This window comes from Rhizobium sp. AG855 (assembly GCF_003610655.1).
Classification (GTDB): Bacteria; Pseudomonadota; Alphaproteobacteria; order Rhizobiales; family Rhizobiaceae; genus Allorhizobium; species Allorhizobium wuzhouense.
Genome location: NZ_RAQG01000003.1, coordinates 3,163,898 through 3,181,458 on the forward strand (window position 1 = coordinate 3,163,898; position 17,561 = coordinate 3,181,458).

Sequence of the window (17,561 nt, forward strand, 5' to 3'; positions counted from 1 at the left end):
AGGGGCAATCTGTGCACAACCATTGTCTAGTGGGCCTGCAAGCGCTAAAAGATGAAGACGCGATCACGCGCACTTTGACATCGCTCTTGGGAGGGGGCTTTGACATGGCTGCATCGACCTTCATCATCGCCGACGATCATCCGCTCTTTCGTGGCGCTCTGCGTCAGGCCGTGACCGGCATCGACGGACCCCAGACCATTATCGAGGCCGGCGATTTCGAAGCCGCGCGCAAGGCAGCGGCCAGCCATCCGGATGCCGACCTGATGTTGCTCGACCTCGCCATGCCGGGTGTCTCCGGCTTTTCCGGTCTGATGTCGCTCAGGGCCGAATTCGCAAGCCTGCCGCTGGTCATCGTGTCCGCCACCGACGATCCGGTCACCATTCGCCGGGCGCTCGAACTCGGGGCCTCCGGCTTCATCTCGAAGTCGGCCGGCATCGAGGATATCCGCGCCGGCATCCAGTCGGTCCTGGAAGGCGATATCGCCACACCCGCCAGCTATACCGGTGGCCAGGAAACAGACCCAGATGTCGCCGACCTGATCAACCGATTGCGCACGCTCACTCCGCAGCAGAGCCGCGTTCTCGGCATGCTGGGTGAAGGCCTGCTGAACAAGCAGATCGCCTATGAACTCGGCGTCTCGGAAGCGACGATCAAGGCGCATGTCTCGGCCATCCTGCTGAAGCTCAAGGTGGACAGCCGCACCCAGGCGGTGATCCAGCTCGGCAAGATCAATATGGCGATGGTCGCCTGAGCGGAGACAGGATTAGAGGATTTTATTCCTTTTCGCTTTACTCGACGGGCGTGCTCCATTATGGTTCTGCCGACTGCCGGACGGGATCATCCGATCCTCTCGGCGCCGGGTGGGGCGCGAAAATGCTTTCGCATGACAGCATATGGGCCGCGATTGACAGGCTGGCGGAGCAGCACGCGCTGACGCCTTCCGGTCTCGCACGCCGTGCCGGCCTCGATCCCACCTCCTTCAACAAGTCCAAGCGCGTCGGCGCGGATGGCCGCATGCGCTGGCCGTCAACCGAATCCATCTCCAAAGTGCTGGAGGCGACCGGCGCCAGCCTCGACCAGTTCATGCGCTATGTGTCGCCGGATGGCCTGCGCGGAAACCAGTTGCCGGAGGGGTCCTTCCCGCCGCAGGCAAGCTCGATCCCGCTGCTCGGCATGGCGCAAGCGGGCGCAGGCGGCTTTTTCGACGATGGCGGCTTTCCGGCCGGTCAGGGCTGGGATCTCGTCGAGTTTCCGGCAGCACCCGGCCGCAACAACGGGGTCTACGCGCTCGAAGTCCAGGGCGAGAGCATGAAACCGCTCTACCGGGACGGCGACATCCTGATCGTCGAGCCGGGCGCGCAGGTCAGGCGTGGTGACCGCGTCGTGGTGAAGACCCGCGAAGGCGAGGTCATGGCCAAGATCCTCGCCCGCCAGAGCGCCAAGACCATCGAGTTGCAATCCCTCAATCCGGAACACCCGCCGCGCAGCCTCGAGATGAGCGATGTGGAATGGGTGGCGCGGATCATCTGGGCGAGCCAGTAGGAATTCGAACCTATGCGACGGACCGTCACCTTCATCGCGGGCGTGATCGGGCTCCTTGTCTGGGGCTTTCTCGTCGTGACTGCCGGCCAGAGTTTCCGCGAAGATCCCGTTGATTACGACATGCAGGATCTCGACGTGCCGGACCCTGCCGAACTCGACCTGCCGGATGTGAGCGCGGCGCCTGAGGCTGTTACGGACCCTGCCGCCACGGCTGCAGCGCTCCAGACCCCGCGTCGGGTGCGCGCCATAGAGCCACAGCAATTCGCGTCGCCGGCCTATTCCGACACCGGCGACCTCCAGCGGGTTGCGGCCCGGGCGCCGCTGGCCGATCCGCCGAAGCGGGCGAAGGCCAAGGTGGTTCTGCTGCACCGTCCGACGAGCCTGCAGGCCGGCGTCATCGGCTTCGGCCAGACACAGACCGTGCGGCTGGTCGACATCTCGGCAACCGAGCTGGAGCGAACCTGCCCGGATGCCAGCGATGGCCGCTGGGCCTGCGGGGTGATGGCCCGAACGCAGCAGCGCCTCTTCATCCGCAACCGCTCTCTTGCCTGCGAGACGGCCAGCGCCGCCTGGCAGGGCGAAATCCGCACACGCTGCTGGATCGGCCTGCAGGACGTCTCCGCCTGGCTCGCCAAGCAGGGCTGGGCCGAAGCCGAGCCGAAATCCTCGCTCTTTCCACTGACGGAACTTGCGCGCGCGGAAAGACGCGGGCTCTTTGGTGATGCCGTGCGCTAGACGTGAGTGTATGATTGCCGCGTCACCTCGCCACCCACCCGGATCGCCATGAAAGAACCGTCCTTCGCTTGAAACGCGGGACCGCACTTCCTACTCTTTCGCGAGCAACAGGAACAAGACACCCATGACCAACCACGTTTCGCCGCAGGAAGCCCTGATCTTCGTCATGGTGATGGCCTCTGCGGTCGACAATGCCATGGCCGAAACCGAACTCGTGCGGATCGGCCAGTTGATCGACATCCTGCCGGTTTTCGACGACTTCGAGAAAGAGGACCTGCTCGAAGTCTCGCAACGCTGTGCGAAGATCCTGGCTGGCCCTGAAGGCCTGGACATTGCGCTGGAAACGATCCGCGACGCGCTGCCGGAATGGCTGCACGAGACGGCCTACGCGCTGGCCGTTGAAATCGTTGCGGTCGACCTTTCGGTCAAGCGGGAGGAACTTCGCCTGCTGCAGCTGCTGCGCGATCGCTTCGGCCTCGACAAGCTGACCTGTGCGGCACTGGAGCGCAGTGCATCGGCCCGTTACCGTCGGTCCTGATCCGCTTATCCGCGTCCGGCGCTCTCAGTAGAGCCCGGCCGGGAAATAGCGCAGATAGATTTCTTCCAGGCGCCCGTTCTTCGAGAGCATGGCCAGCGCACTTTCCAGCGCTGCGGCCAGGCTTTGATCCTTGCCGGCGACCATCACGGTCATGCCTTCGCCAAGATGGGTTTCCGAAAGATAGGCGCCACCGAGAAAGGCGCAGCAATTGCCGGCAGCCGGGCTCTGCATCCAGAAGGACGACTGCAGCGCGTCGGCAAAGACGGCATCGATGCGTTTGTCTCTCAGCGCCTGCATCAGGCTGTCGCGGTCCTTGAACGGCACCGCGCGGATATCGGGAAAGAAGGCCTTCAGCATTGCGGCATGGGCCGTATTCTCCACCACGCCGACCGGCCGTCCGAACAGGCTCTCGGCGTCGGGCCGGGCAAGTCTCCTGTCGCGCGCGACGAGAAAACGGGCCGGCAACAGCAGGTAGGGCCTCGTGAACCGGAAGCGCTTGCGCAGTTCCGGCGTTACCGCGACGCCGGCCAGCACGGCCTCGCCCTGCCCCGCATCCAGCGCATCTGCCAGCTGTTCATACGGCAAGGCCTGGATCTGGCAGCGTGCCTGCATGGAGAGTTCCTCGCAGATCGCCCGCGCGAGATCGACATGGAAACCGGAGAGGCGGTCGGCCTGGTCGGTGAAGTTGAAGGGCGGAAAATCCGTCGTCGTCAGAAACCGCAGACGCAGCATGCCGCTGATATCCGGCCGCACCAGCCGTTCGCGCGCATCGAAGAGCACGGGCAGGTCTGCGGGCTGGCCCGCAGTCTCCGCCTGGGCTCCAGCCGGAACCGGTGCCAGCAGGGGCAGGACGAGAGCAAAGGCCGCGATCCGCCGGCACAACCCCGCAAAATCTAGGGATGTAACTTTAACGCGCATCTCTATCATCTTCTACCGGGCAAGTGGGGGCGTCGTCGTGATCCGGTGACGTGTATCAGGTTGGTGTGGACGAGGGAATACGGCCCGAGGCTTGTTGCCATGCGCCGTCCGTCAGCATTGCGTAACGACAGGCCAGGAGAGCGCGGACCTCTCGGACCTGACACCACGGCGTCACTGCGGGAAGAAGCCCGTCTGCTGCATACGCTCGGCATCTCGAAACCGCTCCTGGCGCGCATGGCGCGCACCGCCATGCAACGCGGAACGACGATCGAGCAGGAACTGCTGTCGAGCGGCGAGATCGAAGAGGACGCCTATTTTGCCGGGCTCGCACGCATGTACGGCCTCCCCTTCCTGGCCGAAATCCCAGCAGAACTCGTCGACGACCACCGCGCCATCGACAGCCAGCTGACAGAGCCGCGCATGCTGCGGCTGCACTACCCCAATCGTCCCCCGGTGATGGCGCTTGTGCCGACCATCACCCAGATCGAGAGCATGCGTGTCCGGCTGAAACGCAGCGGCAACCTGGCCGATGCCTGCGTGACCACCACGCCTTCTGCGATCCGGCGCGCGGTGTGGCAGGTCGGCGAAGAACGGCGGGCGCATCAAGCCGTACACCAACTTTTCGAGAAGGCGCGGCCGCTGTCGGCACGCCTCGTCGTCACCGGCGATCAGGGCTTCCTCGCGGGCCTCTTTCTCAGCGTGGTGACGCTTGCGGCAACCATCGCGCCCTATCTCAGCCTGAGCCTTGTCCATTTCCTGGTCTCGGCCTTTCATCTCGGCGGCCTTTTCCTGCGCCTTTTCGTGGTTGCCTATGGTCAAAACCAACCCTTACAAAAGCTGGCATTCGAGGGAGATGCCGGGGCTGTGCCGATCTATACCGTCATGGTTGCGATCTATCGCGAGGCTGCCGTCGTGCCCCAATTGCTGGCGGCGCTCGATGCCCTCGACTGGCCTAAAAGTCGGCTCGACATCAAGCTGGTTTGCGAAGCGGATGATGCGGAGACGCTGGCCGCCATCCGCGCGGCAGGGCCCGGCCCCCATATCGAGGTGATCGCGGTGCCCTCCATGGCACCCCGGACCAAACCGAAGGCGCTGACCTATGCGCTTGCAGGCGCGCGCGGCAGCTTCGTCACCATCTACGACGCAGAAGATCGGCCGCATCCGCAACAGCTGCGCGAAGCCTATCACAGTTTTTGCATGGGACCGCCGGATCTGGTGTGCCTGCAGGCCCCACTCGTCATTGCCAATGCCGGCGAAAGCTGGGTCAGCGCCATCTTCGCGCTGGAATATACCGCCCTGTTCCGACGCCTTTTGCCCGCGCTCGGCTTTCACCGCATGCCGCTGCCGCTCGGCGGGACATCCAACCATTTCCGCGCCCAGGCACTGATCGAAAGCGGCGGCTGGGATCCGTACAATGTCACCGAGGATGCCGATCTCGGCATGCGGCTCTACCGCATGGGCTACCGCGCCGCGACCCTGACGCTGCCGACCTTCGAGGATGCGCCGGTGAATTTCCGGGTCTGGCTTGGGCAGAGGACGCGCTGGTACAAGGGCTGGCTGCAGACCTGGCTGGTGATGATGCGTCAACCGATCCGGACCTGCCGGGAGATGGGCTGGCTCTCCTTCCTGGTTTCGCAGCTGCTCGTCGGCGGCATGCTGGTGGCGGCACTCAGCCATCCCGGCATGCTGATCTTCGTCACGCTGTCGATCCTGTCCCTGATGCAGATCCCGGCGCCCCAGCCTGGCGTCTTCACCTCGATGATGCTGGGCATCGACATCTTCAACATCATCGGCAGCTATGCCGTCTTCTTCGCGCTTGGCGCGACCCCGATGACCGACCGGGAGAAACACGGCATGGGTTGGAAATGGGCGATGATCCCCGTCTACTGGATGGGCGTGTCGCTCGCCGCCTGGAAAGCCGTGATCGAGCTTCGGTTGCGCCCCTTCTACTGGAACAAGACCCCGCACAGCCCGAGCCGGGTGGTCATCGATCAGCGGAGAAATTCTCTCGCCACGGCCACGTCCTCGTCCGAAAGCGCGTGACCGGTTGCCACGCGCTTGTAGCTGACATCGGCGCCTGCCCGCATCAGGCGCTCGGCGAGCTGCTCGGAATGCCCAAGATAGGGGTCTTCATCACCGGCAACGATCAGCACATCGGCTCCCGCCAGATTGCTTGCGGGCTCCGGCTCGAGCACCGCCATCGGTCGGAGGAGGACTGCGCGGTGAACCAGACCCGGATGAAGCTCCATGGCCGCCGCCAGCAGGTTCGCGCCGTTCGAATAGCCGAGAAAGGCTGTCTTCCCTGACGCCAGACCGTAAGCGTGCCCGGCCTGTTCGAGGAAGCCGGCAAAGGCTTCCGCTTCGGCACGGATGTCCGCCTGATCGAACTGCATCGGCCCGAGGCGCCGGAAGAAACGCGCGACGCCTTCTTCGGTCGCGCGGCCGCGCAGTCCGATCAGCGTCGCTGCGGGCAGGATCTTGCGGCCGAGCGTCAGGAGGCTCGCCTCATTGCCGCCCGTTCCGTGCAGCAGGACCAGCGTCGATCCATCCGGAACCTCCGCTTCGTGGATGCGGTGCACGAAGGGCAGATCGCGGTAGAGGATGCGCGGTTCGCCGGGCAGGCCGAACTGCGGCAGCATGGGTACGATGCCCTCACGGCGCAGGCTAAAATGCTCGGGAATGAAGAGAGTGGTTCCCAGCGTTTCCAGCGGTTCGTCCACGGCAAAACCCGGACCGTCATCGGTCGCCAGTTCGATCAGGCCTCCGGCCGGCTCGCGCACATAGAGCGAATAGAAATATTTGCGGTCATGCACATTGACCGCATCGATCCCCTCGGCCGCCAGCGCCTTGACCTCACCATTGACGGCGGCGACGTCGGGCAGGCGGAGCGCCACATGATCGATGGCACCGGTGCCGGGGGCCGCCGGCCAGAAGCCTGTCGCATCCCTGACGTCGAGGATCTGGCCGCTCTGCGATGTCATGCGGGTGATGCTGCCGGCCGTTTCAGCGGCCGTGAACCCGCCATGGCGGGTCAGAAAACCGGCGGTCTCCGCCGGATGCTCGGAGAGAAGCGTCGCGCCGCGCAAGGCGAGGATCGCGTCCTCAACCTCGATGCCGCGTACGCCCCAAGGCGCGCCGCCCCTGACCGTTTCAGTCCCAACCAGCTTGATGATGATGCCGTCGGGATCCTTCAGCCGCAATACCGGCTCGCCGAACTCCATGGCCGGCCCTTCCGTTCCGATTCCCGATTGCAACGCCCGGGTCAGCCAGAAACCGATCGCCTGCGGGCGGATGGCAAAGGCGATCTCGCTTGCAGCGCCATGACCGACGCGGCCAGGAGAACCGTCTTCCCAGGCAAGGAAGGAGACAAGCGAACCGGGGCTCGCCACCGCATCGCCGTAGAACAGATGCAGCTGGGCCGCATCCTCGAAGCCGCCGGTGCGCTTGACGAGGCGCAGGCCCAGGAACCCGCAATAGAAATCGACATTGGCCTGGATCTTTCGGGTGATCGCCGTGATGTGGTGCAGGCCGCTGGTCATGTTCGTCTCCCTGTTCTACCCTCCCTTACAACAAATCGAGACGAGGAAAAGACATGGCAAAACTGCTCGGCATTTCGGGAAGCCTGCGCAAGGGCTCGCTCAACACCGCGCTCATGAAGGCCGCAACAGAGATCAAGGGCGAGGGTTACACGCTTGAGGCCGCCACCATCCACGGCATTCCGCTCTATGACGGTGATCTTGAAGAGGCCGAGGGCATTCCGGCCACCGTCACTGACCTGAAAGAGAAGATCATCGCCGCCGACGGCGTGATCCTGTTCACGCCCGAATACAACAATGGCATTCCCGGCGCCTTCAAGAACGCCATCGACTGGCTGTCCCGCCCCTCCTCGGACATGGCCAAAGTCTTCGGCGGCAAAGCCTTCGCGCTGACCGGCGCCTCGCCCGGCAATTTCGGCACCCTGCTCAGCCAGAATGCCTGGCTCAGCGTCCTGCACACGCTCGGCTGCCGGGTGTTTTCGGAAAAGCGGCTGATGGTGTCACGGGCGCATACGCTGTTCGACGCAGACGGCAAGCTCACGGATGAGGCGACGGCCAAGCGGTTGGGGGAGTTGCTGGCGGCGTTTGGGCGGTTTGCAGGCTAGCTTCGTAAAGAGGTGCGCTCAACCCTGGCATTCCATTGCACAGCACGCCACCACTTTTGGTGAGAGATGCACTCTCACCAAAAGTGGGTCCGGATCGCGTCACGATCTTTGCGCAGGATTCATACATTGAGGACACCGTCACTGACTGAGGGACAATCGTCTCTCACATCAGATGCCGCGCATGCTCCGGATCAAACCGGGCTGACCGCATCTCCTCTGTCAGGGAACCCTCATGTCCAGCCACCGCAAACGCCTGATCATCGCTACCGCTGCCCTCTTCGTCGCAACCGTCGCGCAGACGGCGGAAACCAAACTCGGGCAAGGCGCAATCAATGCCAGCATCTACAAAGACGGGAAGCTACTGGCCGCCACACCGCAGCTCCCTCAGGATCCTCCCACGCAGAGCGACACGGGCGCGGGAACAGAAGCACCAGCCCCACTGCCGATCGCACCACCAGGTGAGCTGCGCGACTCAATCGACAGCGGTTATGAGGGCGGTTGAACCCAATCAGGGCAAAGACATCGCCGGCGAGAAAATTGGAGCGGGTGAAGGGAATCGAACCCTCGTATTCAGCTTGGGAAGCTGCTGCTCTACCATTGAGCTACACCCGCGACGGGGATGAGAAATCCACCAGTTCGCCGCCGGTGTCAAGCGCCGGCGGCTGGCTTTGCCGGTGCCTTCACTACTCCGGCAGGCGGAAATGCTTCGACAGCTTCAGGCCCTGGGCCTGGTAGTTGGAGCCGAGGCCCGTGCCGTAAAGGCCTTCCGGGCGTTCCTGCATGTGCTCGTAGACAAGGCGGCCGATGACCTGGCCGTGTTCGAGGATGAAGGGCACTTCGTGGCTTCGGACTTCCAGCACGGCGCGGCTGCCGGAGCCGCCGGCCGGGGCATGGCCAAAGCCGGGGTCGAAGAAGCCGGCGTAATGCACGCGGAATTCGCCGACCAGGGGATCATAGGGCGTCATTTCGGCGGCATAAAGCGGCGGCACATGCACCGCCTCGTTCGACACGAGGATGTAGAATTCATCGGGGTCGAGGATCAGTTCGTCGCGGCCGCGGCTGTAGAGCGGCTCCCAGAAATCCAGCACTTCGTGGGCGCCCTTGCGGTCCACATCGATGACCGAGGTGTGGTGCTTGCCGCGATAGCCGATCAGGCCTTGCGGGCCTGATCCCTTCAGGTCGATGGACAGCGCAATGCCGCCGCCCGAGACGTTCGGCATGTCGCTTGCGACCAGGGTCTCTGTCTTGTGCAGATCGACCAGTTCCGTTTCACCCAGCAGTGCATGGCCAACCCGGAAGCGGATCTGCGACAGGCGCGAACCTCGGCGCACGATGATCGGGAAGGTGCGCGGGGAGATTTCGAGATAGAGCTGGCCCTTGTAACCGGCCGGCACCTTGTCGAATTCCTGGGCGTAATCGACCATCACGCGGGTGAAGATGTCGAGGCGGCCGGTCGAGCTTTTGGGGTTCGCAGAGGCGGAGATCTCGGCCGGCAGGTCGAGGCTTTCCATCAGCGGCACGATATAGACGCAGCCGGTCTCAAGCACCGCCCCGTTTTCGAGATCGATCTCGTGCAGGGTCAGCCGTTCCAGCTTCTCGGCCACCGTGTGGCCCCGGCCTGGCATGAAGCTCGCGCGCACGCGGATTGCCTTGCCGCCCAACCGCAGGTCCAGGCTCGCCGGCTGGATCTGGTCGTGGTCGAGCATGGCTTCGCTGATGAGCTGGCCCTCACCGAACAAGGCGCCGATGGCACGGTCCGCCAGAATGCCGGGTTTACTGGTCATTTTCTCTATCCTGTTTGGGCTCGACAAAACCAAAGCCCGCCAATTGACGCAAGGGCCGCGAAGGCGTAAGGCAGCCTTATCCCGTGGTGATTTGGCCGGTCGGCTTGCAGCCACGTTAAACAAGTGGCTAAATAGACCGGGTTACTTGTAAACCGGTCCGTTTTTCGCGACCGGTTTTTTTGTGTTCGAAAAGGCAACGGCATGAGCAAGAACTGGCGCCCGGCAACCCAACTCGTGCATGGCGGCACGTTGCGGTCTCCCTTCGGCGAAACCTCCGAAGCAATCTTCCTGACCCAGGGTTTCGTTTATGAAAACTCGGAAGCGGCAGAAGCCCGCTTCAAGGGCGAGAACGACGGCTATATCTACGCCCGTTACGGCAGCCCGACCAACGACATGTTCGAAAAGCGCATGTGCCTGCTGGAAGGTGCCGAGGATGCCCGCGCCATGGCGTCGGGCATGGCCGCCGTTGCCGCAGCTGTTCTCTGCCGGGTGAAGGCCGGCGATCATATCGTTGCCGCCCGCGCCCTGTTCGGCTCCTGTCGCTATGTCGTCGAGACGCTCGCGCCGCGCTACGGCGTCGAATGCACGCTGGTTGATGGCCGCGACCTTACCAACTGGGAAGCCGCCATCCGGCCGAACACCAAGGTCATGTTCCTCGAAAGCCCGACGAACCCGACGCTTGAGGTGGTCGACATCGCCGGTGTCGCCAAGCTCGCCAACCAGGTCGGCGCCAAGCTGATCGTCGACAACGTGTTTGCGACCCCGCTCTTCCAGAAGCCGCTGGAACTCGGCGCCCATGTCGTCGTCTATTCCGCGACCAAACATATCGACGGCCAGGGCCGCTGCCTCGGCGGCGTCGTTCTGTCGTCCAAGGAATGGATCGACGAGAACCTGCACGATTATTTCCGCCACACCGGCCCGGCCATGTCGCCGTTCAATGCCTGGACGCTTCTGAAGGGCATCGAAACGCTGCCGCTGCGCGTCAAGCAGCAGACGGCGAATGCCGCCGCGATCGCCGATATGCTCGCCGAGCAGACGGCCGTTGCCAAGGTGATCTATCCCGGTCGCAAGGACCATCCGCAGGCCGATATCATCGCCAAGCAGATGACCGGCGGCTCGACGCTGGTCTGCTTCGAGCTGAAGGGCGGCAAGGATGCGGCCTTCAAGCTGCAGAACGCGCTCGAAGTGATCAAGATCTCCAACAATCTCGGCGACGCGAAGAGCCTGATCACCCATCCGGCAACGACGACGCACAAGAACCTCACCGACGAGGCGCGTGCGGAACTCGGGATCTCCGGTGGGACCGTGCGCCTGTCCTGCGGCATCGAAGACACTGACGACCTGCTGGAAGATTTTGCCAAGGCCCTGAAAGGGCTCTGATTTTACCGCAGAAATGCATCAAATCCAAAAATATTCAGCCGCAGCCCATGCTGCGGCTGGTCAATCGGCCTTGACGCACACAGTTGCGTCGTTATCCCATGCCATGGTCACAAACATCTTGCCGGTGCGTCTTGCCGGCGTCGATGTTTCATGTCGTCATGAACGCAGGCAGATATCGCAAGGTCCAGGCATGTATCGCGCACTGACACGGGACATCGAGGTTCAGGTCGAACCTTACTATCTCGAGGAACAGTCCGACCCGGATGACAGCCGCTATGTCTGGGGCTACCGGATCGTGATCTCCAACCATTCGGCTTCCACCGTGCGCCTGACCCATCGCTATTGGCATATCACCGACCAGAACGGCCAGGTTGACGAGGTCAGCGGTCCGGGCGTGGTGGGAGAGCAACCCCGGCTCGACCCCGGCGACAGTTATGAATATTCCTCAGGCTGTCCGCTCGATACGCCCTCGGGCATGATGTACGGCACCTACCGGATGGAAACCGACGACGGCGAAGCGTTTGACGTCGATATCCCGGCCTTTTCGCTTGATAGCCCTGGCATGCAGCGCACGCTGAACTAGATCGGGTTGAGTTCGATCGCGGCTGACGCTATCAGACTGAACACTCGCCCTGTTTAGCAAAAGGTAAATCCCGGCATGAGACCAGATTATCTCGTCACCCACAGCGGTGGCTTCCATGCCGACGAACTCCTGTCCAGTGTCATCCTCACGCGGCTTTTCCCGCAGGCACGCATTGTGCGCAGCCGGGCGCCGGAATGGATCACCCCCGGAGCCGACCGCATCATCTACGACGTCGGCGGGCTCTATGATGCGGAAGCGCAAATCTTCGATCACCACCAGCGCGGCGCGCCCTTGCGTGACGATGGCCAGCCCTACAGCTCCTTCGGCCTGGTGTGGAAACATCATGGCCGCGCCTATCTCGCGGCTCTCGGGATTCCCGAGCGGGATATCGATGTGATCCATCAGGGTTTCGACCAGAAGTTCGTGCTGCCGGTCGACCTGATGGACAATGGCGCGCTCAACCCGGCGAGTGCCGGCCCGCTTGCAGGCCTCACACTTCCGAGCCTCCTCGAAACGCTGAAGCCGGTCTTCGATGACCGGGATGACGGTGCCGAGGATCGCAGCTTCCATGCAGCGCTCGCCATTGCACGGAGCCTGGTCGAAGCGGGTATTGCCCAGCGTGCTGCCAAATGCCGCGCGGAAGCGCTGGTGACTGCGGCGATCGCCGAGACCGGCGACCGGCGCGTCCTGGAACTGCCCTTCGGCATGCCGTTCCGCCCGGCGATCGTCAAGTCAGGGGCCGACCACCTGCTCTTTGTGGTTCACCCGAGAGACAAAGACTGGTGCATCACGGGCATCCGTCGCACGGACGAGGGTTTTGAACTCCGGGCCAATCTTCCCGCGGCCTGGGCCGGTCTGATCAATGGCGATCTGGAAGCCGTCTGCGGCGTCAAGGGCGCCACCTTCTGCCACAATGGCCGCTTCATCGCTGCCGCCACGTCCCGCGAGGCCATCCTCGTCATGGCGGATCTGGCCGTCGAGGCAGCCCTTGCGGATGCGTCTGCCGCCGCACCGGCCTGACAGTCCATCTCTCATCCCTCAACGATCAAAGCCGCCGCGCTCCACCGGAATGCGGCGGCTTGCGTTTCGTGGTGAGAGCAAACTCAGGCCGTTCGGGCTTCGCCGGCCGCGCCAAGGCTGTCGATCAGAGTCGAACTCGCCTGATTGAGGCCCAAAACCTCAACCGGAATACCATGTGTCTCGAAACGCTGCGTGACACGCTCAAGAGCGGCAACGGCCGTAATGTCCCAGAGATGCGCCTGGGTAAGGTCGATGACCACCCGCAGCCCTTCGCCATCCCGGATATCGAAGGCATCGACGAAGAGGTCGGCCGAGGCGAAAAAGACCTGACCCGTGACGCGGTAGGTCAGCACGCCCGCTGCATCATCGGTTGTCGTCTCGACCTGCAGCAGCCTCGCCACCTTGAAGGTGAAGAACACCCCGCTCAGGAGAACACCGACGGCGACGCCGAGTGCCAGGTTGGCCGTCAAGACGGTGACGATCACGGTCGCGACCATCACGACGCTGGACATCTTCGGATGCACGACGAGGCTGCGCAGCGACGACCAGTCGAAGGTGTCGGCAGACACCATGATCATGATCGCGACAAGTGCCGCGACCGGCACCTGCGATACCCAGGGCTTGAGAAGAACCATCAGGACCAGCAGAAGGGCACCGGCAAACAGCGTGGAAAGCCGGCCGCGGCCGCCATATTTCACATTGCTGACCGTCTGGCCGATCATGCCGCAACCGGCGATGCCACCGAACAGGCTGGCGGCAACATTGGCAATGCCGAGGCCGGTTGATTCCCGGTTCTTCGAGCTCGGCGTATCCGTCAGGTCATCGACCACGCTTGCCGTCATCATCGATTCCAGCAAGCCGACCATGGCGATCGCCAGCGCAGGCCCCGCGATGATCTTGAGCGTCTCCAGCGTGAGCGGCACTGTCAGCCAGGAAAAGACGGGAAGCGATTCCGGCAGGTGACCGAGATCCGCAATCGTCAAGACCGGCAGGTTCATGACCGACGCACCGATCGTCAGAACCAGAATGCAGATCAACGGCGAGGGTATTGCCGTGGTCAGGCGCGGCACGAGATAGATCACCGCGAGCCCTGCCGCGATCATCGCATAGTTCAGCCAACCACCATGCAGGATATGCGGCAGCTGCGCCGCGAAGATCAGGATCGCGAGCGCGTTGACGAAGCCTGTGCGAACCGACTTCGACACGAAACGCATGAGGACACCGAGCCGCAGCAGGCCGAAGACGATCTGGATCAGGCCGGCCAACAGGCCTGCAGCCAGCAAATAGGGAAGACCATGCGCTGCAACAAGCGGCGCGACGACGAGCGCGACGGAGCCGGCTGCAGCCGAAATCATCGCGGGACGTCCGCCGGTGAAGGCAATGACGATGCCGATCACGAAAGAGGCGAAGAGGCCGACCTGCGGATCGACACCCGCGACGAAGGAAAAGGCGATGACCTCTGGGATCAGGGCGAAGGTGGCGACAGCGCCGGCGAGCATTTCACGCAGAGGGTTGGCGGACCACTCGCGTCGGTAGGTTATGAAAGATGTCATGGAAAACCACAGAATAGGACAACGAGCCGGGGAGAACCCGACGGGGGAAGGTTGCGTTGCTGAGGTTGTCTGGCGGATCGGCGGCCAGAAGAGCCACCCGGATTTGCACCGGGTCCTTGTGGATGCAGACTTCCTAACGCTTGGGAGCCGCAATGGCAAGCCGAACGAGGCGGCCGGTCAGGCGGCTGTCATGCCGTCCTTCACCTGTTCGGCCGCGAGCAGCAGGCCGAGCACGTCACGTTGCGACATCGGCTTGCCGAACAGATAGCCCTGGATCAACTTCGGTGAGAGCGGGTTCAGCGTGCGCATCTCGTCTTCGGTTTCAACGCCTTCAAGAACGCATTTCAGATCAAGATTGCTGCACAGCTTGATGATCCCGGCGACAATCTCCCGAGAGGTGGCGCTTTGAGCCACCTTGCGCACGAAACTCTTGTCGATCTTCACCTTGTCGAGGGGCAACTGGTCCAGATATTCGAAGCTCGAATAACCGGAACCGAAATCATCGAGCGCGATCTTGAAGCCGAGCGACGAGAGGTTTTCGAGCAGCACGCGGGCAGCGTCGATATCCTTCATCACGGCGGTTTCGGTGATCTCGAATTCCAGGCGCCCCGGCGCAATGTCCCGCGCCGTGACCTGGGCGACCAAAGAGAAGATGAAGGCGCGGTCCGCCAGGTCCTGGGCGGACAGATTGAAGGAAATGGTGATCTCGTCCGGCCAGAGGTAAAGGGCGTCGAGCGCCTTGCCGAACAGAACACGCGTGACATTCTGGATAAGGCCGGCGCGTTCAGCCGCCCGGATGAACCGGTCCGGGCGCACGAGGCCGAGCGTCGGGCTCTGCCAGCGGGCAAGGGCTTCGAAGCTCACGACCTTTTCCCGGGTGAGGTCGAATTGCGGCTGGAACAGAAGATAGAGTTCCTGTTCGAGATTGGCTTCGCGCAGTGCCCGCTCCAGCGCGAGCGCCTCCCGCATCTCGGCATCCTGATCATCCGTGAAGATCACAGTGTGGCCCCGGGCGAACTGTTTGCCGCGGTAGAGGGCAAAATCGGCTTTCTCGTAAATCTCGCGGGCGGTCGTGCCCATGGAGGGAAAACGGGCAAAGCCGACGGTGCCGCCGATGGACAGTTGCAGAGGACGCATGTCGTAGGGACGGCTGATGTCCGCGATCAGGGCGTTGCCGATCGCCTCGACGTCTGCCGCCTCGTGCTCACCGATGACGAGAACCGCGAACTCGTCGCCGCCGATGCGGCCGAACTGGACGCCGGCAGCGCTTTGAAAACCAAGCCGGTCGACAACCTCACAGAGCACCCGGTCGCCGATGGCGTGGCCATAGATGTCATTGATGGATTTGAAGCCGTCCAGATCGAGAATGCCGAGCCAGAACGGGGTCTTTGCCTCGACCAGCGTGTCGATCCGGGCAAAGATCGAGCGGCGATTGGCGATTCCGGTCAGGCTATCGAGGGCGGCGAGCTGGTCGGCGAAGAGACGGGCATCGATCTGGCGCAGGATCGCCTTGCGCAACAGCGTCGCCATGCCAAGCGAGGCAAAGGACGTGGCAACACCGATGAAGGCGAACTGGTGCGCGATCTCCGGCGACGCCTTCTGGGCGAACCAGAACATGCTGGCGATGGAGACGATGACACTCGCAAGCGTGGCCCGAAGCGTCACGCCGGTTGTCGAGAAGACGACCGCCATCAGAACGAAGTAGATCAGTTTCTGCTCTTCGAAATGCAGCGTCATGTAAGCCACGACGTTGCCATACATCAGGGCATTGGTGGCCAGTCCGATCGCTTCGAGGCGCGCCAGAGGGGTACGGCCGGCCGGGAGAAGAACCCAGCGGAACAGGGCATAGGAGATTGCGGTGGCGAGACTGAGACCGGCGAGGATCAGGAGATTGGGACCCGTCTCGTCGCCCCAGTGCCCCCAGGTCACGAACAGATAATAGGCGCAGCCCGGCAGCAGGAAGCCACGGACGATGGGCCGATAGGCATCCGCCATGGCTCGACGTCGAGTGGCGCTGGTCCAGGCATGGTACTGGCTTTTGAGGCTGCGGAACAAGGTGACGGCCGACCAGGGTCCTGCGCCCTCGGTCAAACCATCCGGCGCCGTCAAGGCGCCTTCTGTCGGAGATTTTCGAGCATGCTGCCGCATCGCAGTCCTCAAACCAAGTCTGACGACAGCGTAATTCAGGGGGATTTAGAATAGATGAATGATCGGGTATTCTGGTCTTTGCTTCGGCAAGGGACCCAGAGGCGGCAGGAAGCCGGCCGGGTCAGCCCCCCGGCCGTCGCTCACTTCTTCAAGCCGGAGCAAGCTCGTCCGGCTGATAGTGATAGCTGGTGGAGCAGAACTCGCAGGTGACCGTCACCTGGCCATCCTCGGTGCTCGCCTCGATCTCCTCGGCGGAAAAGCCTTGCAGAACACCCTTGATCTTGTCGCGCGAGCAGTTGCAACGATCCTGCACCGCCTGAGGAGGGAAGGCTCGGACGCCACGCTCGTGGAACAGACGGAACAGCAGCCGCTCGACGCCGACCTGGGGATCGGTCAGTTCGTCAGCATCGATCGTATCAACCAGCATGCGGGCTTCGTCCCAGGCCTCGTCTCCATGGAGATTGACCTCGTCACGGTCGTCGCCGTCCCCGCCGTGCAGGTCAGGATGGCGCATACGCTCGGGCGCCTCCGGCAGGAACTGCGCGATCAGGCCCCCCGCCCGCCAGGTGCGGCGCGGCTTGCCGTTCTCGTCGCGGTCGAAGAGTTCGGCGGCACCCAGGCGCACCCGCGTCGGGATCTGCTCCGACTGGCGGAAGTAGACGCCGGCAATGTCCTCGAGCGATGTCCCGTCCAGCGGCACGATGCCCTGGTACGGCTGCATGAACGAACCCTGGTCGATGGTGAAGGCGAGCACGCCCGTTCCCAGCAGTTGCTCCGGCGACGCACGCCCCGCGGCAACGGCTTCGGCGAGAGCCTCCTCGTTGAAGCGGGCATAGGCGCGGACACTTTCGGGCGACGTGAAGTCGGCGACCAGAAGGTCGACCGGGCCGTCGCCCTTGGTCTGCACGGTGAACTTCCCTTCGAATTTCAAGGAGGTGCCGATGAGCACCGTCAGCACGATCGCTTCCGCCAGAAGGCGGGCGACAGGTGCCGGGTAGGCGTGGCGATCGAGAATGGTGTTGACCAGCGGCCCCAGCTGCACCGCACGACCGCGGACATCAAGTCCCTCGACCTGAAAGGGCACCACGCTATCGTCACCGGCGAAACCAAATTCGCCGAGTTCTGCTTGTCTGTTCGACATGAATTTACTCCTGGCGCCGGAACGCCCAATCGCAGGGCTTGAGCAGCCCGATCAGAAAGCGCACAGATGGGATCACC

16 protein-coding genes, 1 tRNA gene, 1 riboswitch and 1 other annotated feature are annotated in these 17,561 nt (G+C 63.1%); of the genes, 10 read left to right on the plus strand and 7 right to left on the minus strand.

Features of this window, described 5'->3' with window-relative positions; all coding sequences use genetic code 11:
- The first annotated feature begins 104 nt into the window (after positions 1–104).
- The 4 genes from DFO46_RS15565 (at position 105) to DFO46_RS15580 (ending at position 2,816) form a co-directional block, all read left to right on the plus strand.
- On the plus strand, positions 105–752 hold the full coding sequence (locus DFO46_RS15565) for a response regulator transcription factor (RefSeq protein ID WP_110790067.1): 648 nt from the start codon (positions 105–107) through the stop codon (positions 750–752).
- 122 nt (positions 753–874) lie between these two features.
- Positions 875–1,543: a helix-turn-helix transcriptional regulator gene (locus DFO46_RS15570; RefSeq protein ID WP_110790068.1), complete on the plus strand. Its 669-nt coding sequence runs from the start codon at positions 875–877 to the stop codon at positions 1,541–1,543.
- 12 nt (positions 1,544–1,555) lie between these two features.
- The gene (locus tag DFO46_RS15575) at positions 1,556–2,278 is read left to right on the plus strand and encodes a hypothetical protein (RefSeq protein WP_120277906.1); all 723 of its coding nucleotides are present in this window, start codon (positions 1,556–1,558) and stop codon (positions 2,276–2,278) included.
- 124 nt (positions 2,279–2,402) lie between these two features.
- Positions 2,403–2,816, plus strand: a complete 414-nt coding sequence (locus DFO46_RS15580) for a tellurite resistance TerB family protein (protein WP_110790070.1) — start codon at positions 2,403–2,405, stop codon at positions 2,814–2,816.
- Between the two features lie 24 nt (positions 2,817–2,840).
- Here the strand turns inward: DFO46_RS15580 and DFO46_RS15585 are convergent, their stop codons facing one another.
- Positions 2,841–3,734: a transporter substrate-binding domain-containing protein gene (locus tag DFO46_RS15585; protein ID WP_120277907.1), complete on the minus strand. Its 894-nt coding sequence runs from the start codon at positions 3,732–3,734 to the stop codon at positions 2,841–2,843.
- A gap of 99 nt (positions 3,735–3,833) precedes the next feature.
- On the opposite strand from DFO46_RS15585, the gene DFO46_RS15590 reads away from it, so the two are divergent.
- On the plus strand, positions 3,834–5,777 hold the full coding sequence (locus DFO46_RS15590) for a glycosyltransferase family 2 protein (protein ID WP_120277908.1): 1,944 nt from the start codon (positions 3,834–3,836) through the stop codon (positions 5,775–5,777).
- Here DFO46_RS15590 and DFO46_RS15595 read toward each other — a convergent pair.
- Positions 5,726–7,273 carry a VOC family protein gene (locus DFO46_RS15595; RefSeq protein ID WP_120277909.1) on the minus strand — a complete coding sequence of 516 codons (1,548 nt, stop codon included), beginning with the start codon at positions 7,271–7,273 and terminating at the stop codon, positions 5,726–5,728. The two genes, DFO46_RS15590 and DFO46_RS15595, sit on opposite strands and share 52 nt — an antisense overlap.
- 53 nt (positions 7,274–7,326) lie before the next feature.
- Between DFO46_RS15595 and DFO46_RS15600 the strand changes: the two genes are divergently transcribed.
- Positions 7,327–7,875 carry an NADPH-dependent FMN reductase gene (locus tag DFO46_RS15600; RefSeq protein ID WP_120277910.1) on the plus strand — a complete coding sequence of 183 codons (549 nt, stop codon included), beginning with the start codon at positions 7,327–7,329 and terminating at the stop codon, positions 7,873–7,875.
- Between the two features lie 232 nt (positions 7,876–8,107).
- Entirely contained in the window at positions 8,108–8,377 is a 270-nt protein-coding gene (locus DFO46_RS15605; RefSeq protein WP_120277911.1) for a hypothetical protein, read from the plus strand.
- 36 nt (positions 8,378–8,413) lie between these two features.
- Here DFO46_RS15605 and DFO46_RS15610 read toward each other — a convergent pair.
- A tRNA-Gly gene (locus DFO46_RS15610) sits at positions 8,414–8,487 on the minus strand.
- Positions 8,488–8,558: 71 nt separating this feature from the next.
- A complete protein-coding gene (locus DFO46_RS15615; RefSeq protein WP_120277912.1) occupies positions 8,559–9,659 on the minus strand; it encodes a 2'-deoxycytidine 5'-triphosphate deaminase in 1,101 nt (366 codons plus the stop codon).
- A gap of 73 nt (positions 9,660–9,732) precedes the next feature.
- Positions 9,733–9,811, plus strand: a riboswitch (SAM riboswitch).
- Positions 9,812–9,860: 49 nt separating this feature from the next.
- On the opposite strand from DFO46_RS15615, the gene DFO46_RS15620 reads away from it, so the two are divergent.
- From DFO46_RS15620 to DFO46_RS15630, 3 genes are all read left to right on the plus strand, one after another.
- Positions 9,861–11,039 (plus strand): O-succinylhomoserine sulfhydrylase, encoded by a 1,179-nt coding sequence (locus tag DFO46_RS15620; RefSeq protein ID WP_120277913.1) that lies wholly within the window; start codon positions 9,861–9,863, stop codon positions 11,037–11,039.
- A 190-nt stretch (positions 11,040–11,229) separates the two neighbouring features.
- The gene (apaG, locus tag DFO46_RS15625; protein ID WP_110790078.1) at positions 11,230–11,622 is read left to right on the plus strand and encodes a Co2+/Mg2+ efflux protein ApaG; all 393 of its coding nucleotides are present in this window, start codon (positions 11,230–11,232) and stop codon (positions 11,620–11,622) included.
- 75 nt (positions 11,623–11,697) lie between these two features.
- Positions 11,698–12,642: an MYG1 family protein gene (locus tag DFO46_RS15630; RefSeq protein ID WP_120277914.1), complete on the plus strand. Its 945-nt coding sequence runs from the start codon at positions 11,698–11,700 to the stop codon at positions 12,640–12,642.
- A gap of 83 nt (positions 12,643–12,725) precedes the next feature.
- Here DFO46_RS15630 and DFO46_RS15635 read toward each other — a convergent pair whose 3' ends face one another.
- From DFO46_RS15635 to DFO46_RS15645, 3 genes are all read right to left on the minus strand, one after another.
- A complete protein-coding gene (locus DFO46_RS15635) occupies positions 12,726–14,195 on the minus strand; it encodes a SulP family inorganic anion transporter (RefSeq protein ID WP_120277915.1) in 1,470 nt (489 codons plus the stop codon).
- Positions 14,196–14,258: 63 nt separating this feature from the next.
- Positions 14,259–14,314: a sequence feature (sul1 is cis-regulatory element that is thought to sense ions involved in sulfur or methionine metabolism; They are found in Alphaproteobacteria), on the minus strand.
- Positions 14,315–14,372: 58 nt separating this feature from the next.
- Entirely contained in the window at positions 14,373–16,304 is a 1,932-nt protein-coding gene (locus tag DFO46_RS15640; protein ID WP_245422578.1) for an EAL domain-containing protein, read from the minus strand.
- Between the two features lie 187 nt (positions 16,305–16,491).
- The gene (locus DFO46_RS15645) at positions 16,492–17,484 is read right to left on the minus strand and encodes an Hsp33 family molecular chaperone (protein ID WP_120277916.1); all 993 of its coding nucleotides are present in this window, start codon (positions 17,482–17,484) and stop codon (positions 16,492–16,494) included.
- Positions 17,485–17,561 lie beyond the last annotated feature (77 nt).

Excerpts from the sequence above, each read along its gene's own strand:
- DFO46_RS15645 (WP_120277916.1), bottom strand. The coding sequence starts at position 17,484 with ATGTCGAACAGACAAGCAGAACTCGGCGAATTTGGTTTCGCCGGTGAC.
- DFO46_RS15580 (WP_110790070.1), top strand. The coding sequence starts at position 2,403 with ATGACCAACCACGTTTCGCCGCAGGAAGCCCTGATCTTCGTCATGGTG.
- DFO46_RS15585 (WP_120277907.1), bottom strand. The coding sequence starts at position 3,734 with ATGCGCGTTAAAGTTACATCCCTAGATTTTGCGGGGTTGTGCCGGCGG.
- DFO46_RS15565 (WP_110790067.1), top strand. The coding sequence starts at position 105 with ATGGCTGCATCGACCTTCATCATCGCCGACGATCATCCGCTCTTTCGT.
- DFO46_RS15600 (WP_120277910.1), top strand. The coding sequence starts at position 7,327 with ATGGCAAAACTGCTCGGCATTTCGGGAAGCCTGCGCAAGGGCTCGCTC.
- DFO46_RS15595 (WP_120277909.1), bottom strand. The coding sequence starts at position 7,273 with ATGACCAGCGGCCTGCACCACATCACGGCGATCACCCGAAAGATCCAG.
- DFO46_RS15630 (WP_120277914.1), top strand. The coding sequence starts at position 11,698 with ATGAGACCAGATTATCTCGTCACCCACAGCGGTGGCTTCCATGCCGAC.
- DFO46_RS15570 (WP_110790068.1), top strand. The coding sequence starts at position 875 with ATGCTTTCGCATGACAGCATATGGGCCGCGATTGACAGGCTGGCGGAG.
- apaG (WP_110790078.1), top strand. The coding sequence starts at position 11,230 with ATGTATCGCGCACTGACACGGGACATCGAGGTTCAGGTCGAACCTTAC.
- DFO46_RS15605 (WP_120277911.1), top strand. The coding sequence starts at position 8,108 with ATGTCCAGCCACCGCAAACGCCTGATCATCGCTACCGCTGCCCTCTTC.
- DFO46_RS15575 (WP_120277906.1), top strand. The coding sequence starts at position 1,556 with ATGCGACGGACCGTCACCTTCATCGCGGGCGTGATCGGGCTCCTTGTC.
- DFO46_RS15620 (WP_120277913.1), top strand. The coding sequence starts at position 9,861 with ATGAGCAAGAACTGGCGCCCGGCAACCCAACTCGTGCATGGCGGCACG.
- DFO46_RS15635 (WP_120277915.1), bottom strand. The coding sequence starts at position 14,195 with ATGACATCTTTCATAACCTACCGACGCGAGTGGTCCGCCAACCCTCTG.
- DFO46_RS15615 (WP_120277912.1), bottom strand. The coding sequence starts at position 9,659 with ATGACCAGTAAACCCGGCATTCTGGCGGACCGTGCCATCGGCGCCTTG.
- DFO46_RS15590 (WP_120277908.1), top strand. The coding sequence starts at position 3,834 with ATGCGCCGTCCGTCAGCATTGCGTAACGACAGGCCAGGAGAGCGCGGA.